Genomic DNA, 17,302 nt, shown 5'->3' with positions numbered 1-17,302 from the left:
GCAGGCTTTGCCGCATGCCTCACAGCGCAGCTTTGCGATAAATGCCCTGATAAAACCACGCTGCATTCGCCAGCAACAAAAAACTGGTAATAAAAAACACATAATGGATGCCGAACAGCGCCGCGATCTGCCCTCCGGCCACCGCACCGCTGAACGTACCGAGAAACTGCGCCGACTGGTTATAGCCGAACGCACGTCCGGCTACCGCATCCGGTACGCTGCGCCGCACCAACGTGTTAATTGAAGGCAGTAATCCCGCGGTAGCAAGGCCAAGGATAAAACGCAACGCCATCAGTTGCCAGGGATTTTCCACCAACGCCTGCGGAATAAAAACGATTCCGGCGACGATCAGCGCGGTCAGCATGACTTTTTCCGATCCAATTTTATCCGACAGCTTCCCAAGCCTTGGGGCAGCGATAAAGCTGGCCAATCCGGATGAAGCGAAAACCAGGCCCGAAAGCAGCGCCACATGCGTCGTGTCGTGCGACAGCTCCGCTATATATACGGTAATGATCGGTTCAATCGAATACAACGCAGCCTGCAAGACAAACGTCGTGATGATCAGCGTGATGACCAAGCCCTGATTCGGCAGTTGCCGCCAGACCTCTTGAAAGCCCAATGCCTCTTCTTCGGAACGGGTAAACTGCTCTTTAACAAAAAACAGCGATAAGAAGAATGCGACCAGCAGCAACACTCCGGTCGACAAAAACACACTTTGCATACCTACATGCTCTGACAAAAAACCTCCGACCAGCGGTCCGATCAACATACCGGCCATCGAACCGGTAGCTAACGTCCCCAGCGCCCAACCCGTATGATTTTTCGGCGTCTGCGTCGCGATCAGCGTGATCGATCCGGCATAGAAGCCGGAAATCGTGCCCTGCAATAAACGTAAACCAATCAATTGGTAAACATTATGCACGAACCCCATTGCCGTGACCACGACAGCCATGCCCAAACTGGCTCTGAGCAGCATCGGCTTGCGGCCGTACTTGTCAGCCGCCTTGCCCCAGATCGGCGAGACGAGCGCCATGACTAGCGTCGTGATGCCAAACGCAATGCCTGACCAGCGTTCGATCTCCGCCGTATTCTCCACGCCCAAATGCGCGATATATAACGGCATGATCGGGATAACCTGACTCAATCCAGCCGATGTAACAAACACGCCAAACCAGCATACCAATAAGTTTCTTCGCCAAATTTCCATCTAAACCACCTCACTTGCCTGCATCAATCGTTTGCGCGCTAGACTGTAGCGTAATGCCGTTGACGAACGTTGCAATCAATTGAAGATAACTTTCCTCTTTTTCAACTGCGCCGACAAACCAGCCCGCCATCTCCAGCGTCACAAAGCCATGCATCATGCTGCGCAGACCGCGCACCGCATGAATATGTTTATCTTCTGGCAGAGCGTATGCTTTCAGTACCCTCTTAATGACCGCCATCAAACTGGCAATCGCTTCCTTCTGCTCGACGCATTCACGATCCGGCGCGGCAATGATCGCCCGGTATAATCCCGGCCGTTGATGCGCAAAGGAACGGTAAGCGACCGCAATCGCCAATACGGCTTCCGCTTTTGCCTTGCCGATTGCGGCTTCACTGATCGTTTCCTTTAAAAGCTGCGTGCCCCATACCGCCATCGCCCGTTTTAATTCCGGCAAGCCTTCCATATGATTGTAAAGCGACGGCGTCTTTACGCCGAGTCGCTGTGCAACGAGCTTGAGCGTCAATTTACTCAGGCCCTCCTGATCGGCAATTTCAGCCGCCGCCATTATGATTTCCTTGCGATCCAAACCTACGCGTGTCGCCATTTCTTTCCCTCTTTTGCTCAATTCTATTTTCGCTTAACTAATTACATTAATAATAAGGCTAATCGCATTAGTTTGTCAATCTAAAAACAGCCCGGTCGATTTTTTTCGACCGGGCTGTCTGCGTTACATTTTAAAGCGCGCCGTAATTCCGTTCAGTTCGGTTGCCATTTGCGCCAACGAATCAGAATTCGAACTTACTTCATGGAAACTCGCGCTTTGTTCTTCGGCCGCGGCTGCTACCGTCTGCGCACTGACGCTTGTTTCTTCCGCCACTGAACCGATATTTTGCACATTGCTGACCACCGATTGCATGCCGTGTGCCGTCTCCTCGACTGCACGGCCGATCTGTTCAATGCCTTCTTTTACTTTTCCCAGTTTGCCAAGAATCGCCTGGAATCCCTGCTGCGTTTCATCGGTTGCCGTTTTTCCCGCAACGACTTCGCCGTTGGCTTTCGCGACTGCATCGACGGAAAACTGAATATCGGTCGTCATTTTACTGATGATCTCTTCAATATGGTTGGTAGCTCCGGCGCTTTGCTCGGCCAGTTTGCGAACTTCTTCCGCCACTACGGCAAAACCGCGTCCGGCTTCTCCAGCTCTGGCTGCTTCAATCGCCGCATTAAGCGCCAAGAGATTGGTCTGCCCCGCAATGTTTCGGATTGTGATTACAATGTCTTGAATGTCATCGGAACCCTTGACCAGCGCTTCAGACACTCTGGTAATATCGACCATCGACGTCCCGATTGTTTCATTTTGCGCCACCAGGCGATGAATCAGTTTCATCCCCTGATCCGCATCGCCGACCGCATCCTGCGTGACATGATTGACTTGAACCGCGCTGGCGCTTATCTCTTCGGCCCGTGCGCCGACTTCCTGAATTACGCCGCTAATTTCGCCGATGTGATTCGTGTTCCGATCGGCTCCGCCAGCCACATCGGTTATCGTTCTGGCGATATTTTCCGACACCTGCAACTGTTCTTCCACCGCAGAGGACAGTTCTTCGCTGGAAGCCGCCAACGTTTCAGCGTTGCGACGGAGCAGACGGACAATTTCCTGCAGTGCCTGTTTCATTTTAATCATTGCTTCCGCCATATCGCCAATCTCATCGTTGCGGCTGGGGTATACATCTGGCCGCGATAAATCGAGTTCGCTCAGCGCGACGATATCGCCGCGCAAATTGCCGATTCGGCGCGCCAGTTGACGGCTGTACCAGATCAGCAAGCCGATAATCAGCGCAATGCCCGCCAAACTTGTGACAATAACGGTAGTAAACAGCATCGCCTGTCGATCATTGAGTTCTTTGACCCGTTGCTTTAATGTCGCATCCTGCGAAGCCATCACTTCTTCGAACGCTTTGTTGACAAGCTCCGTCTTGCCGCGCGCGCCAGCCAAGACCGTCAGATAAGCCGGGTCATTGGCCTGTTTCAGACGCAGCACTTCTTGAATATCCGCCATGTATGAAGTCATTGCTTCATGCAGTTTTTCGCCCAACGCTCTCGTTGCGGCTGTCGGCACTGCGGCGCTGAATTCTTTTACCGCGTTGTCGCTTTGCTTGAACAAGGTCATTGTATCCGCCGCATATTTGGCATCGCTGTACGCGATATAGCCACGCAGTTCGCTGATCCCTTCATGGAAATCATCCTGCGCCTCCTGCAGGGCCATCGTACGCTGCACCGCGCCGGAGAGCATGTTTTGATAAGCCGCGCTGGTTTCTTTGAATTCATAGAGGATCACGCTCAGCAATACGACCATCAAGGTCAGAGCGATTCCCATCAGAATACCTAATTGAGCGCCAATCGGCATACGTTGCTTCATTGAAAATTCCTCCTACTTCTTTTTGTAATTGCGCATTTTTATATTTATGTTGCATAAATATCTTTTCATCTCGCGTCACTGTGACGCGGCAGAAACTTATTCATTTTCTTTGCTCCATTTGATCGACAGCAGCACCAATTCCCACAACTTAGCCAATTCGATATCCATTCGCTTCGCGTAAGATTGAATTATCGGCCAATCGCCGCGTTCGCAAGCCCGAGCCAGCTCCAACAAACGAAAGAATGCATTTTCCCGTCCCAAGAGCGCCTCTTGGACGGCTTCCGGCAGCGGCAGCAGTTTTAAAATGTCCGCCAACGGTTTATTCAAGAGCGCATCCACCAAGGAAAATAAGCCCATCGTGAAGGCTTCATCCCGATGCCGCACCAGGCCGATTTCGACCGCCACAAGTTCGCACAGCCGCCCGCGCACCAGCGAGTTCATCAACAATTCATCGCTTTTACCCTCGGCAATTTCTTTCAGCGCGACCAACGACATCCACTTGACAATTTCTTTTTTACCGAGCAAGGCTAACGCCTGCTGGATCGAACCGATCTGGCTTTTAAAACCGAAATGGGCCGAGTTGATAAAAGCAAGCAGCTTATACGCCAACGACACATCTTTTTGAATCGCGTTGCGCAGCTTATCCAGTTGCAATTCCGGCCGCCGAATTTCCTGTAACACTTTAACTATGCTGAGCTTATTCGCCGGGATGTCTTTCGCCGACAAAATCACCGGTTTGCTGAAAAAATAACCTTGAAAATAGTCATAGCCCAAGCGAAGCGCCTGCTCATATTGTTCATTCGTTTCCACTTTTTCCGCTAAAAATCGCACCGGTAAATGTTCACAGCGCCGGATCAGCCGCTCTTGTTCGAGCAGCCCCGTCGTTAAAAAATCGACCTTAATAATATCGGCAATTTCAACTAAAGGCTGAAAACGAGGCTGAAAGACAAAATCGTCCAGCACCAACATAAATCCCTGGCGCTTTAATTTACGACAGCTTTCAATTACTTCCGCATCCGGTTCGACCGTTTCCAGTATTTCGAGCACAACCTGATCCGGCGGCAGCAGACTCAATGCATTCTCTTTCAGCATTCTTTCCGTCACATTAATAAATATTCTTTTTCCGTTGGTAAGATAATCGAGTCCCATGACCCAAAGGCTGTTGGTGATAACGCTGGCGGTTGCCTGTTCACCGTCCGCCGCATTATATGCATTGACCTCGCTTTGACGAAACAGCATCTCATAGGCAAAAACGCGGAAGCCTTGTTCAAAAATTGGTTGACGGGCAACAAAAACTTTCACAAACGCGATCTCCTTTTTTCACTCCATTTAGCAAAGCATCATTTTGCATATTTGCAGTTTTCACGGCAGGAAACTTCACTTCGTGTCGGAACATATTCGGCTATCGTGCAATTGCGTCCCGATTGCTTGGCCTGATAAAGGTTTCGATCCGCCCGTTCCATTAACTGCTGCAACGTTTCATCCCGCTTGCCGAAAGTATGGATGCCAAAGCTGGCGGTAATGTGCAGCACGCCTGCTTTGGTAAATAATTGCGTCTGCTCGATGATGCGCCGCAGCTTTTCCGTAACCTTATAGGCGCCCTTATCTGAACAGTTATCCAAAAAAATCAAAAATTCTTCCCCGCCGTAACGCGCGACCCAGTCGCCGTTGTCGCTTCGGATATTATTTTCAATCGTTGCGGCAAAGCTCTTTAATATTTCATCCCCGACCCCGTGTCCATATCGGTCATTGATCAATTTGAACCAGTCGATGTCAGCCATCACAATGGAAAACGGCTCGCACTGTTGTTTGGCTTTTTTCATCGCCTTAGGCAATCTTTCGTCAATAAAGCGGCGATTGTAAATATCGGTCAGCGCATCCTTGGTCGCCCAGTCATGCAATTTGGCAATGGAGTGATACAAACGCGTATTCTCCTGCGGCAACTCGGTCAAAAGCCCGATCGTCCGTTCACTGATCAATTTGATCAATTCCAGCGCCACCATGCGGCCTTCTTTCTTCAACGGCATCGCTGTAACCATATAAATGTTGCCGTCCAATACTTCGGTTTTCACGAATGTCTCATTGTTTTCTATCGCTTGCAAACAAAGACATGAATTGCACTGTCGCCCTTTATGGCCGAAATGACGGCAAACTTCTTCTCCTTGCTGTTTTATCGGCTCATTCGCATATATACGTGAACCGTCCGCACACCCCAGCGCCGGTTCGACGATTCTTGCAACGTCATAATACTTTTTCAATGTATCTAAATCCGCAGCCAGCATATTTCCTGTCAACACCCGTTCACTCCTTACTGTTTACCCCTGCACTTTTTTTTAATTTCGTCTTTTCTTCAGACAGTACCACTGTCATTGCAAGATTCATGCCAAAAAAATGTTTTCTTCTGTTTCTTTTTTTCTTCTGCACACCCCTTATCCTTCGCGGCCTGATTTTAAGTCAACGCTTGTTTATTAATTACTGGGGTAAGTAAAAAAAGAAAACTTCTCACAAAAACTTCCCGGTTGGGAAGTTTTTGTGAGAAGTTTTTGTCACATTTTGCCGTCTTCTTTTTTCTTGCGCATTTCTTCTAAGCGGTACGATAACGCCCGGCGCGAAATGCCTAAATAATTCGCCGCCGCCGACTGATTTCCCTCATGCGCCGCTAACACTTTTAGAATAACATCTGCCGTATACTGTTTCAATGAATAGCCATTCGCCGGAATCGGTATCGCCAAGAGGTTGTCCTGTGACGCCGCTTCCGGCAATGACGTTACTCTCTGGCGCAGCAAACCGCTGATGTGCTCCGCTTGCAAAGTTTCTGCATCATAGGCAAACACTGCATATTCGATCACATTTTGCAGTTCTCTGATATTCCCCGGCCAGTCATATGTTTCCAGCATCCGTACTGCTTCACTATCAAACTGTGTAAACTTTTTCTTCTTCTGCTGTGCAAATTTTTGCATGAACAATTTGGCCATCGGCAAAATTTCCTCTTTTCGTTCGCGCAGCGGCGGTATAACAATATGAGCCACTTTGAGGCGAAAATACAAATCTTTGCGAAATGTGCCTTCTTCGACACGTTTGGCCAGCGGAATATTCGTAGCGCAGATCGAACGGATATCGGTTTTGATCTTTTTCAATCCGCCAACCCGGTAAAACTCTTTTTCCTGCAGGACGCGCAGCAATTTCCCCTGCAGTTCCAGCGGAATCTCGCCGATTTCATCGAGCAGTAGCGTTCCTCCGTAAGCCAGATCGAATTTTCCTTTCGCGCCTCTTGCCATGCTGCCGGTAAACGAACCCGCCTCATAGCCGAACAGTTCGCTCTCAAACAAAGTCGGCGCCAGCGCCGCACAATTGATGTCAACAAACGAGGCCGCGCTCAGTTGGTCAAAACGGCTGCCGTAATGGATTAGCTTTGCAACCACTTCTTTGCCGGTTCCGGTTTCGCCTTCAATCAAAACCGGAATCGAGCGATCCGCGTGCAATTGCTCGGCCTGCTTTGCAATTTTGCGCATGCAATCGGAAAATAAGCCGATGGCGCCAATCGTCGATTCGGCAACCAACTGCTTCATCTGAACCAGTTCCTGGCGCGTCTCTGCAGTCGCAGCGTGCACCTCATCCTGAAAGCGTTCGGTCAAACGCTTGTTTTCCCGCAACAACGCTTGATGTTCGGCGACGCGCTCAATAACCGAAGCCAATTCTTCAGGATTGACCGGCTTTTTCAAATAATCATAGACGCCGACCCGCAGCGCGGCAATCACCGCGTTGATGTCAGCATGCCCGGTAAACAAAACCACATCGGTTTGCCAGCTCTCCGGTCGCTTTTTGATGGCAGCCGCCAGATCAACACCCGACATGCCGGGCATTTGGATATCCGACAACACCAACGGATACTGCCCTTCGGCAAACTTCGTCAACGCTTCTTCGCCGCTGGCGCATTCGGTCACCTCATGATTTTGATGTTTTAAGAACCATAGCATAGCCTGACAACTATGCTGCTCATCATCTACAAGCAATATCTTCATTTGCTAGCCTCTCCTTGTCAGCCCTCCACAGGCAGGCGCAGCCGCTTATTCTTTCAGACGAACCAGCATCGCGGCGATGCGATCCGTCTGCGCCGCTATTTCCTTCATGCACTGGGCCAATTCTTCTTCCGGCAACTTTTTGCCTTGGTTCAGCATATATAAGATTCCTCCCGAAATCATCTTGATCGAATTAAGCGGCTGATTCAAATCGTGAAACATTTTTGCCGACATCTTCTCTTCTTCCATCGTTCCAGCTCCCTTTATCCACTTAGCTGCCGCGCTTTATTTCAACGCCGCCGCTATCCGTTCCGCAAAGTTCTCATCTTTTTCAATATAAGGAATTCCGAGCGCGGCCGCTTTGCGCAGCACCGCTTCATCTGTTTCGCCGCTCAGCAGCAAAAAAAGCAACTCCGGTTGCACCGCCTTCAGTTCGGCAAACAGTTCAAAGCCATCGGTATCCGGCAAATACATATCGGAAATCACCGCAGCATAGCCGCCTGCGTTGAATAGCGCGCGTGCAACTTCGCCCGTCGCCGCGCCGCTCACTTCGTGCCCTTCCATGGCAAGAACCATCGTGATCATATCGCGCATCAACTCATCATCTTCAATCAATAATATCTTCATCTGCCGCCTTCTCCTTTGCGTTTCATTTAGCCAATCAAGTTTTGCAGCGTTTCAATCAGATTGTTCTGATCGAAGGCGCCCTTGACGATATAGGCATTGGCGCCGACTTGAATCCCGCGCCGTTTGTCTTCCGGCTTTTCCCGCGACGTCACGATGATCACCGGAGTTTGGCGATATCGCTCATCCTGCCGCAAATGAGCGGTCAGACTAAAGCCATCCAGTTGCGGCATTTCAACGTCAGTAATCACCGCATCATACAATTTTCGGCCGGTTTTTTCCAGCGCCTCCAGCCCATCCTCCGCCAAGTCAACCTGATATCCATAAGATTCCAGAATGCTTTTTACAATCTCGCGCGTATTGCCAGAATCATCAACGACCAGGATTTTTTTGCCTTGTAAGGCAACGTCGCCGCCAACCGTCCCTACCTGTGCATTTTTACTTTTTCTGCTTTGCTGCAGCAAAGCCGCGACGCTTAACACGCTGATCACCTCATCCTGTCCGCCTACAGTAAATCCGGCAAGCAATGGCCATTTCTCCATCGATTCCGGCAGCGATTTTATCACCATATCGGCTTCGCTGACCACAGAATCAACGATCAGCCCTAAGCGATCCGGGCCTGAAGACAGCAAGACCACCACCATTTCCGCTCCTTCACGCGGCACAGGTTGCGGATAATCGAGCAGCGTCTGCAGTTCCTCCAACGGAAGAATTTGTTCGCGAACACGCACAGCACGCTTATTAATGACCTCAATGATCTGATCCTTCGCCACAGTCAGCACTTCTTGCACCGAATATGACGGAAGTGCAAAACGATGTTTCCCCGTCGCCACGATCAGCATCCTCGACAACGCCAGCGTAATCGGCACCTTAAGAAAAAAAGAGGTTCCTTTGCCCTGGACGCTTTGAATCCGGACAGAGCCTTTCAAAGTTTCGACAATCGTCTCTTTGACAACGTTCATGCCGACGCCGCGCCCCGATATATCCGTAATAATCGGACTCGTACTGAATCCGGGCAGAAAAAGCAAATCCAGCAATTCCATTTCCGTCATCGTATCCGCCGCCGCTTCGCTGATTAAATCCTTCTTCAGCGCCGTCGCTTTGACCTCCGGCAAATTGATCCCGGCACCATCATCATGAATGACCAAGGTAACGCCGCCGCCATCATAAAAAGCCGTTAAACGGATCTGACCACGGGGATTTTTCCCCTGCCTGATCCGTTCCTCAGAAGTTTCGATTCCATGGTCAATGGCATTGCGAATCATATGGATCAAGCAGTCCCCCAACTGTTCAATGATTTTGCGATCCAGTTCCGTGTCGCCGCCTTCACCGTAAAATTCGACTTCTTTTCCATTTGCCCGTGCAAAATCACGGACGCCACGGTTAATCCTGCCAAACAGCGTAGAAATAGGCAGCATGCGAATCTTTAACGTACGTTCCTGTAAATCGCAGGTCAAAAGATTTTCGACGACCATGTCATCCCGCAGCAAATCATGTACCTGCCGAACCTGACGCTGGATAGCGGTTACAGCATCTTTTCCTTCTTGCGCAAGCGCTCTCCCCTTGCCTTCCAGTAACGATAAAGAAGCCGTCGAAAGTTGCAAGAGTTCCCGCATTTTATCCAGTTGCGTTTTTTTCCGATACTGAAAAGAAACCAGCTCGCCCATTAATTGGATTAATTCATCTAATTGGTCCGAACGGATTTGAACGAAATCCGTTGTCTGCACGCTCTCCGTACTTGCTTCCTCTTGCTCTGTCATGCGTTCTCCTTGGAAAACAGCTGCAGTAAGAGGAGGCATCCGATCCGACTCGCGCTCTGCAGCCAACCAGGTTTTCAGCGCCTCACAGGCCGGAGGCAAGGTTTCCGGCAGTTCCTTTCCCTCTGCAACATTGGCGATCATTTCCCGGATTCCATCGACGGCCAACAGCAACTGGTCCATCACCGTCTGTGACAAGGAGCGTTGCTCGCTGCGCAATTCTTCCAACACATCTTCTATCCTATGCGCCACTTCAGAAATCGGCGTCAATTTCAGCATCCTGGATGCGCCTTTTATCGTGTGGGCAATGCGAAAAATCGAATCGAATTTCTGTCGGGAAACGCCGTCTTTCTCTAATGAAAGCAATTCTTTTTCCATCTGATCGCAATGTTTAGCCGACTCAACAGCAAAGCGCGTTAAAAAAACCTTCACATCCAAAAGCGTATCCCCTTCCTTATTCGAAGAGCAGCAACCTACTCTCTTAGACCATCAATCTGATGCCGACACAAGCGAATCAGATCGTCCAATTGAACCGCCAGCAGAAAAAAACTCAAACCATGTTCTGCAAAACCGCCCTGCTCCAAAATACGCATCACCACTTGATATTCACGTCTCGCATACGCATCCTCCTTGCGTAGTTGATACAGCTGCGCGAGAAAAAAATGCGCCAGCCAGCACTCCGGCGATACATAAACCGCTTTTTTAAATCGTTGTATGGCCTCTTCGCACTTTCCGGCGATTTTCGCCGCCATGCCCAATAGCAAATAGGCTTCCAGACAAAAAACATCCATCACAAGCACCGTATGACAGAGTTCCTCGGCTTCTTCTATACACTGCCGATTCAACAGCACATTGGCTTTTAGCGTATACGCCTTTGTGCATAACGGTTCACAGGAAATCCACCGATCTAAAGAAGCAATGGCCTCGTCATATTGCTTGTCCTTCAGCATTTCAAGCACCGTCGCCAGTGGATCGGCGTGCAATCGTTCTATCCTTTTCACCGCTTCATGCCGCTCCGGCAATAACGGCTTGCTGATCCATTTTACACTTTCTTCCGGCCTTTTTGGCCGCGTCCGACAGGGCCTCGCCCTGAGAGCCTCTTTTTCCTTTGCCGGGGAAAGTTTCGTTGCATCCTTCTTTCGATAATAAAAAACGTCACCGCTGTTTACCAGTTCCATCTGTTGCGTATCATGATACAGCGTTTCCGTACAACTGACAAACAGGCATCCGGCAGAAGCAAGCAATCCCGATAAACGGTTGAAGAGTTGCGCACGTTGGAGTTTTGAAAAATAAATGGATACATTGCGATAAAAGACAACGTCAATTTTTTTTAGCCACTCCGGATAGTCAGGTTCAAATAAGTTCAACACTTCAAAACGCACTTTTTCTTTTATCGTTTCATTGATTACAAAACGATCCGAACCGAGCGGTTTGAAATAACGACTGCGTAGCGCCATCGAACAGCCGCGGAAGGAATAGGGGCCGTAATTTCCAAGCTGCGCTTTTCGTATCGCTGCCGGATCCACATCGACGCCAATCACTTCAAAGTCCCATTCAGCTCCCACCCCCGCTATGTCAAGAAGCGCCATCGCGATCGAGTACGCTTCTTCGCCGGTCGAGCAACCCGCACTTAAAAAGCGAAGCAACGGGCGCTCCTTCTCTTGCGCTATTCGCTGCATCACGTGTTGGCGCATGACGTCGAATTGAGCCGCCTCACGAAAAAAGTAAGTCTCGTGCACTGCCAACAATTGGATTAACTGCAGCGACTCCTCTTCCCGCTGCAGTAAATCTTGATACTGTGCCAGAGTACAAGAGCCGTTCGCTTTGCAGCGTTTCTCTACCGCTTCTCCCAACAAGTCCAGCTGTCGGTGACAAAACTCCAAACCATAACGCTGATTGATGCATTGTCCTATCCGCTCCAAATCCAGACGTTGCAACATCGTTTCTTGATTCAGCATACGAAAACCGCCTTCTTAATCTCCGCAGCAATCGCATCTGCGGAGACGACAAGATCGATCAAACCGCGTTCAATTGCCAGACGCGGCATATTATAAATCAAAGAGGACTCTTCATCTTGAGCCATCGTAAACCCGCCTGCCCGTTTAATCGCCGCGATTCCTTCCACGCCGTCCGCCCCCATTCCAGTGAGGATGACGCCAACCACAGCTTCTTGATATACGTCCGCCGCCGAAGAGAGCAGACTGTCGCAACAGGGATGATAAATTACGCCGGGTAGGCAAGGCGACAACGCTACCGTTCCCTGCGCTGCAATCCTGACGTCATATTCCGGCGGTGCGATCAAAACGAGTCCAGGCAAAAGCCGCGCACCGTGCGTCGCGACGCGTACCGTCAGCGACGTCTTATGATCCAGCCAATCCGCCAGTTCTTCGGAAAACCCTTCCGAAATGTGTTGTGCCACCACAATCGGTGCCGGAAAATCGGCCGCCAATTGCGATAATATTATTTCCAGGATTGCCGCGCCGCCCAGCGAAGAGGCGATAATCACCGCCTTCAAATGCTCTTTTTTCATTTTGGCAGACATCGCATCGCTATTGGCGCGTCCTTCTTCCCTGCCGCTGATGTGGCGGATTACCTTCACCCCCGCCAATACGCGCAGCTTATGCAGCAATTGCCGGCGGCAGCGCGAATCGAATTCTTCTTTTTGAAACACTTCGAGCGCGCCCCGGCTTACTGCTTCACGCGCGAGACGTTCGTCGAGGCAGCCGACAAGCAGCAGGATCGGCGTAGGCTGATTTTTCATGATGACTTCAATCGCTTCCAAATCATCACTTTGCGGCGTTTCAACCACAATCATGATTACATCCGGGCACAAACGACGCGTCAGATTCACGCCCTCTTTCCCACTGCCGGTCACGCCAATCACCCGAATGCCGGCTGCCGCCATTTCACTTTCTGCAATCACAAGTTCGCCGACGATTAAAACCCTGACAAATGGTTTTTCCTCATTCATGACAGCTCCTCCTAGGCGTCGGTTCCTTTTCTTGCCGCAGTTTCACTGCCACGCTTGACAACTTGTTCCAGCTCTTCCGCCAAATCGCTCAATTCCTTGCTGATCGTCTTGGTTTGTTGGATCATTGTCGTATTTTCATTTGTCCCTTGTTTGATTTGACGCAGCGCGGTCAGCACTTGTTCTCCTGCAGTCTGTTGTTGTTGGATCGACAGGACGATCTGGCTGACGGCATCCGTCGTCTGATCGGCAGCATTCTCAATGTCATAAATAATCGACACAGTTCGCTCCGAATACGCCATGCCCTCTTCAATTCCCTTCGTGTTTTTTTCCGAAGCAACAACTTGGCGACTCACGGCTGCGACAATTTCCGTAATCTTCCCCTCAATTTCCTTAGTCGATTCCATCACGCTATCGGCCAGACGGCGGATTTCAAGAGCAACCACGCCAAAACGTTTCCCCGCTTCTCCCGCGCTGGCCGCTTCCAAGGCTGCATTGAACGCGATCAAGCGTGTCTGGCTCGCAATATTATTGATGAACTCCATGATCTTGCTAACTTCGTTCGACTTATGCCCCAAAGCAACAATTTCCTGAATGTTCACCTGGTTATCATTGTATATTTCTTTCATTTTTCCCATCAGGCCTTCTACCTCTGCGACGCCTTCCCGCGTCCTCTGCAGCGTCTGTGCTGCACTGTCGGCTACACCCTGACTGTGATTGGCGATTAGAACGGCCGAAGAAGAGAATTCTTCCATCGTCGCGGATATTTCACTGACCGAAGAAGAGAGTTCCAACGAGAAACTGGCTTGGGTTGTCACCGTATCTTCCATCTTCGCCGCATAATTGTTCACCTTGGTAATCGCACCCGCCAGCGGCTGAGTGATGTAGCGGTTGATAAAGAAAGTGGCCAGCGCCACAATCAGCAATAGCGCCAACGCCGAAATCAACAAATATCGCTGTACCGTACTCCAAATTTCCTGGTGAATCAAATTCTCTTCTTTCTGAACAGCCGCCTCCACATCATCCAGGTAAATTCCTGTGATAACAATCCAATTCCACTTGCCGATGGACTTGCCGTAGGACGATTTCGCTTCGGCTTTTGCCGCGCCAGGCTTCATCCACATGTATTCGACATTGCCTTCGCCTTTATCTCTGCACTGCTCAAGCAATTTCAACAAAAACGCGTTATTATTGGCATCACGCACAGCCGACAGCTCTTTGCCTTCCAACAGAGGGTCGATATGAACCACGACATTGCCGCTGCTATTAATCACCAAAAAATAACCGTCACTGCCGTAACGAGCGTTACGCACAAAATTCTTCGCCTCCGCCTCCGACATCGAGTTTGTCGTGCTAGAAACGGCCTCCACCAAATTCTTCATATTATCCGTCTTTTGTTTGTACAGCGTTTCCTGATATTCATGCAGACGGGTTTCGCCTCGCTGCAGCGTCGCGGAAATCGAAATATACGATAATAGCGCGACCAGACAACACATAAATAATGCCATGATCCCGATGATTTTAACTTTTAAACTGCTATTCATCATATCCTCCTTGCTTTTTTTCATTGCGCTTGCCGCACAAGCTCTTTAAACTGCAGATTTTTATACAGATCAAGCAATATGATTAACCGACCTTCCTTTTGCGCCAAGCCCCAGACGCCCAGCGGCTGCGCCGCTTTAAAAACCGCAGGTAACGGACGGATATCGCGCAGCGAAAGATTGCTCACCGTCTCCGGTTCAGGAATCAAAACCAGTATCTCTTCATGGCCCTTAACGCTGATCCGTTTTCGTCGCCCCTCTTGCTGCGAAACATTTGACCTCATCAATTCTTCAAAAGAAACGGCCTCCTGCGTTGGTGACGGATCCGCCAGATATGCGATTTGTTCAATATCAATGCCGTAACAACTTTCGCCGCTGAAGAAAACCAGCACCTCCAAAGCATCCTGATCCATCAAAGCCGTACCGCTTCAATCAATTGTTCTACCTTTAACACCGTAACGATCCGTCCCTGATAATCAAACTGGCTGGCGGCAAAACGCTGCCAGCCGACATCTAAACTGGAGAGAAGCGGCATATTTTCAGCGACAGACAGTTCGATAACATCCACGATATCATCCACGAGAAGTCCGCTGCGACCGTCTCCGTGACGCAGCAATACAAAAAAACAGCCTGCGCCGCTTCCGGCTTCAGGCACCGTTAGGACTTTCTTGACGTCAATCACGGCAGCCACATCGCCCCGAATATTCATTACCCCGGGCAATATCGCTGTTGCCCCCGGAATCCATGTGCTTGCGCTAAATGGCATAATTTCCCGCGCTTCACTGCCCGGGAGAGCAAATAATCGCTCTCCCAATTGGACAATCAACAGACCCATCGTTTCCTCATCCACTTCGACGACCTTTTCCGCAAAGCCGCTCTGTTCGATTTGTTTAAGAATCAAATCACTTTTCAACACATCATCCGTCACTTCTTTTGCCGAACCTCCTTTAAACGAAAGCTTGTCTTTTTACTATAACATACCTTTCAAATCGATTTTCATCGAGCCGATCATTTTTCCGGCAAGATATACCCGGTGAAATTCTTTTGCGGCAAATCAGAGAACTTGATTTCCTCGCGAACGACCCGATGCACCGGATAGCCCAGCATCTCCAAGACGACACGGTCGCTCTTGACTTCGCGTACAATCTGAAGCCACATTTCATTTTTATTTTCGATGCGCAATAATATCGCCCCCGGCTTAGCACCTGAAGCATCATACGATACCTTCCAGCCTTTTTTTGCCGCATTCGTCAGCCAAGCATCCACTTTTCCGCTCCAATCCATGCCGCCGCCCGGAGCAAGTTTGTCAAACTCCTTGATTACCCACACCGGCCCCCAAGATTCCCGCCAGCCTTTATAGACATGTTCGCCTTTCAGCGTAAAACGTTTTGCCTCAAACTCCTGCGGCGCTTTGTCGTAATCCGCCTGTTTCACCGGCCAAATGTAACCGATGAAAGACTGCTTCGGATTGCGATACAAGTCTAGCCATTTATATTCCTGTTCAAAGACATGCCCGGTATCGCCGCGTTCCGGTTCGACCGATTCCGCAACGGCTCCCCACGCATAAACCTCTTTAATAATCGCCAACCTTGCCATATGATTTTGAAAATCCGACACAATCAAGATGGCGCCGACCGCCGCATCTTTCGGCCCCCGCTTGACGACCCAGCCTTTGGCCGCCGCCTTATCGATCCATTCATCGACGACTCCCGGCGTTTTCATCTCCTGCGTCCAGTCGACGCCAGGCGCTGCGGCAACCTTGTCAAACTCTTTCAAGACAAATGCAGGCCACCAATTCTCCGCGACGTTTTTGTATTTATCATTCGACGCGGCGCGCGGGTTACTGCAATAGTATTCTCCTTGATCCTGCACCTGCGCCGCCGCACTCCCTGCCGCTACACTCATTAGCAGAGCAATCATTACTACCCCTATACTCCATTCACATCTTCTCATCAATATGACCCCTTCCCGTGCTTAGACTCGTCCCTTGACTTCCCTTCACTTCTGTACAAGTTTTAGCACTCCTGCCGGTTCCTCACTTAAAAAACTTAAACAAAAATCGCGTGACCTTTAAAAACTTACTAAAATCAGAACCACCCGTCTAACGGGTGGTTTGCACTGAGGCTATAAGCCTCTATTACTAGCCGGCGTCTCAAGACGCTGGCTTTCACTTTGTTCAAGCCACTACGGTCTAATCACTTTTGCTATCCCTAAAGGGATGTTTGTACTACTTCACGTTACCCTTAAAAGGGTCATCGTACTCTCGTACATTCAGTTTATCTATTGCTTGATCATGTTTTTCTTGTTCTTGAATGTACTTCTTGATCGTCGCTTCATTTAGCCCTACTGTACTAACATAATATCCTTCTGCCCAAAAGTGCCTATTCCCATATTTGTATTTCAAATTACCATGCTGTTCAAATATCATTAGCGCACTTTTTCCTTTTAGATACCCCATAAATGCAGAAACACTGAATTTTGGCGGTATCGATACTAACATATGCACATGATCGATCATTAGATGACCTTCTATGATTTTTACGTCCTTATAACTGCATAGCCTTCGTAATATTTCTCCTATGCTTTCACGATATTGACCATAGATTATTTTCCGTCTAAACTTCGGCGTAAATACTATGTGGTACTTGCACTGCCATTTTGTATGTGCTAAACTTTGTCCCATAAAACTCACCAGTCCTTTCTTTGTATAGTGGCCTGAACACCCTCTATTATAAGAAAGTGGTGAGTTTTTGTATAACAGTTGTCA

16 protein-coding genes are annotated in these 17,302 nt (G+C 49.5%); all 16 read right to left on the bottom strand.

The window, feature by feature from the left end; translation table 11 throughout:
* Positions 1 to 19: 19 nt before the first annotated feature.
* The gene (locus QTL79_RS15940) at positions 20 to 1,207 is read right to left on the bottom strand and encodes a multidrug efflux MFS transporter (protein ID WP_346355954.1); all 1,188 of its coding nucleotides are present in this window, start codon (positions 1,205 to 1,207) and stop codon (positions 20 to 22) included.
* A gap of 10 nt (positions 1,208 to 1,217) precedes the next feature.
* Positions 1,218 to 1,811 carry a TetR/AcrR family transcriptional regulator gene (locus QTL79_RS15935; protein ID WP_346355953.1) on the bottom strand — a complete coding sequence of 198 codons (594 nt, stop codon included), beginning with the start codon at positions 1,809 to 1,811 and terminating at the stop codon, positions 1,218 to 1,220.
* 123 nt (positions 1,812 to 1,934) lie between these two features.
* Positions 1,935 to 3,626: a methyl-accepting chemotaxis protein gene (locus QTL79_RS15930; RefSeq protein WP_346355952.1), complete on the bottom strand. Its 1,692-nt coding sequence runs from the start codon at positions 3,624 to 3,626 to the stop codon at positions 1,935 to 1,937.
* 96 nt (positions 3,627 to 3,722) lie between these two features.
* A complete protein-coding gene (locus QTL79_RS15925; protein ID WP_346355951.1) occupies positions 3,723 to 4,928 on the bottom strand; it encodes an EAL and HDOD domain-containing protein in 1,206 nt (401 codons plus the stop codon).
* 38 nt (positions 4,929 to 4,966) lie between these two features.
* Positions 4,967 to 5,923, bottom strand: coding sequence for a GGDEF domain-containing protein (locus QTL79_RS15920; RefSeq protein WP_346355950.1), 957 nt, complete (start codon positions 5,921 to 5,923; stop codon positions 4,967 to 4,969).
* 249 nt (positions 5,924 to 6,172) lie between these two features.
* Entirely contained in the window at positions 6,173 to 7,648 is a 1,476-nt protein-coding gene (locus QTL79_RS15915) for a sigma-54-dependent transcriptional regulator (protein WP_346355949.1), read from the bottom strand.
* 45 nt (positions 7,649 to 7,693) lie between these two features.
* Entirely contained in the window at positions 7,694 to 7,894 is a 201-nt protein-coding gene (locus QTL79_RS15910) for a hypothetical protein (protein ID WP_346355948.1), read from the bottom strand.
* A 36-nt stretch (positions 7,895 to 7,930) separates the two neighbouring features.
* Positions 7,931 to 8,272, bottom strand: a complete 342-nt coding sequence (locus QTL79_RS15905) for a response regulator (RefSeq protein ID WP_346355947.1) — start codon at positions 8,270 to 8,272, stop codon at positions 7,931 to 7,933.
* Positions 8,273 to 8,298: 26 nt separating this feature from the next.
* On the bottom strand, positions 8,299 to 10,458 hold the full coding sequence (locus QTL79_RS15900) for a hybrid sensor histidine kinase/response regulator (RefSeq protein WP_346355986.1): 2,160 nt from the start codon (positions 10,456 to 10,458) through the stop codon (positions 8,299 to 8,301).
* Positions 10,459 to 10,499: 41 nt separating this feature from the next.
* Positions 10,500 to 11,984: a CheR family methyltransferase gene (locus tag QTL79_RS15895; protein WP_346355946.1), complete on the bottom strand. Its 1,485-nt coding sequence runs from the start codon at positions 11,982 to 11,984 to the stop codon at positions 10,500 to 10,502.
* Positions 11,978 to 12,997: a chemotaxis protein CheB gene (locus tag QTL79_RS15890; RefSeq protein WP_346355945.1), complete on the bottom strand. Its 1,020-nt coding sequence runs from the start codon at positions 12,995 to 12,997 to the stop codon at positions 11,978 to 11,980. Before QTL79_RS15890 ends, QTL79_RS15895 begins: the two co-directional genes overlap by 7 nt.
* An 11-nt stretch (positions 12,998 to 13,008) precedes the next feature.
* Positions 13,009 to 14,541: a methyl-accepting chemotaxis protein gene (locus tag QTL79_RS15885; protein ID WP_346355944.1), complete on the bottom strand. Its 1,533-nt coding sequence runs from the start codon at positions 14,539 to 14,541 to the stop codon at positions 13,009 to 13,011.
* 17 nt (positions 14,542 to 14,558) lie between these two features.
* Positions 14,559 to 14,948: a hypothetical protein gene (locus QTL79_RS15880; RefSeq protein WP_346355943.1), complete on the bottom strand. Its 390-nt coding sequence runs from the start codon at positions 14,946 to 14,948 to the stop codon at positions 14,559 to 14,561.
* Positions 14,948 to 15,463: a chemotaxis protein CheW gene (locus QTL79_RS15875; RefSeq protein WP_346355942.1), complete on the bottom strand. Its 516-nt coding sequence runs from the start codon at positions 15,461 to 15,463 to the stop codon at positions 14,948 to 14,950. The genes QTL79_RS15880 and QTL79_RS15875 overlap by 1 nt, the downstream gene beginning before the upstream one ends.
* An 80-nt stretch (positions 15,464 to 15,543) precedes the next feature.
* A complete protein-coding gene (locus QTL79_RS15870; RefSeq protein WP_346355941.1) occupies positions 15,544 to 16,455 on the bottom strand; it encodes a hypothetical protein in 912 nt (303 codons plus the stop codon).
* A gap of 307 nt (positions 16,456 to 16,762) precedes the next feature.
* Positions 16,763 to 17,218, bottom strand: coding sequence for an IS200/IS605 family transposase (gene tnpA / locus QTL79_RS15865; protein ID WP_346353623.1), 456 nt, complete (start codon positions 17,216 to 17,218; stop codon positions 16,763 to 16,765).
* Positions 17,219 to 17,302: the final 84 nt, after the last annotated feature.

This window comes from Azotosporobacter soli (assembly GCF_030542965.1).
In the GTDB taxonomy this organism is placed as follows: Bacteria; Bacillota; Negativicutes; order SG130; family SG130; genus Azotosporobacter; species Azotosporobacter soli.
The sequence above is the reverse complement of the archived record's forward strand: the minus strand, read 5'-3'. Positions and strand labels throughout refer to the sequence as shown.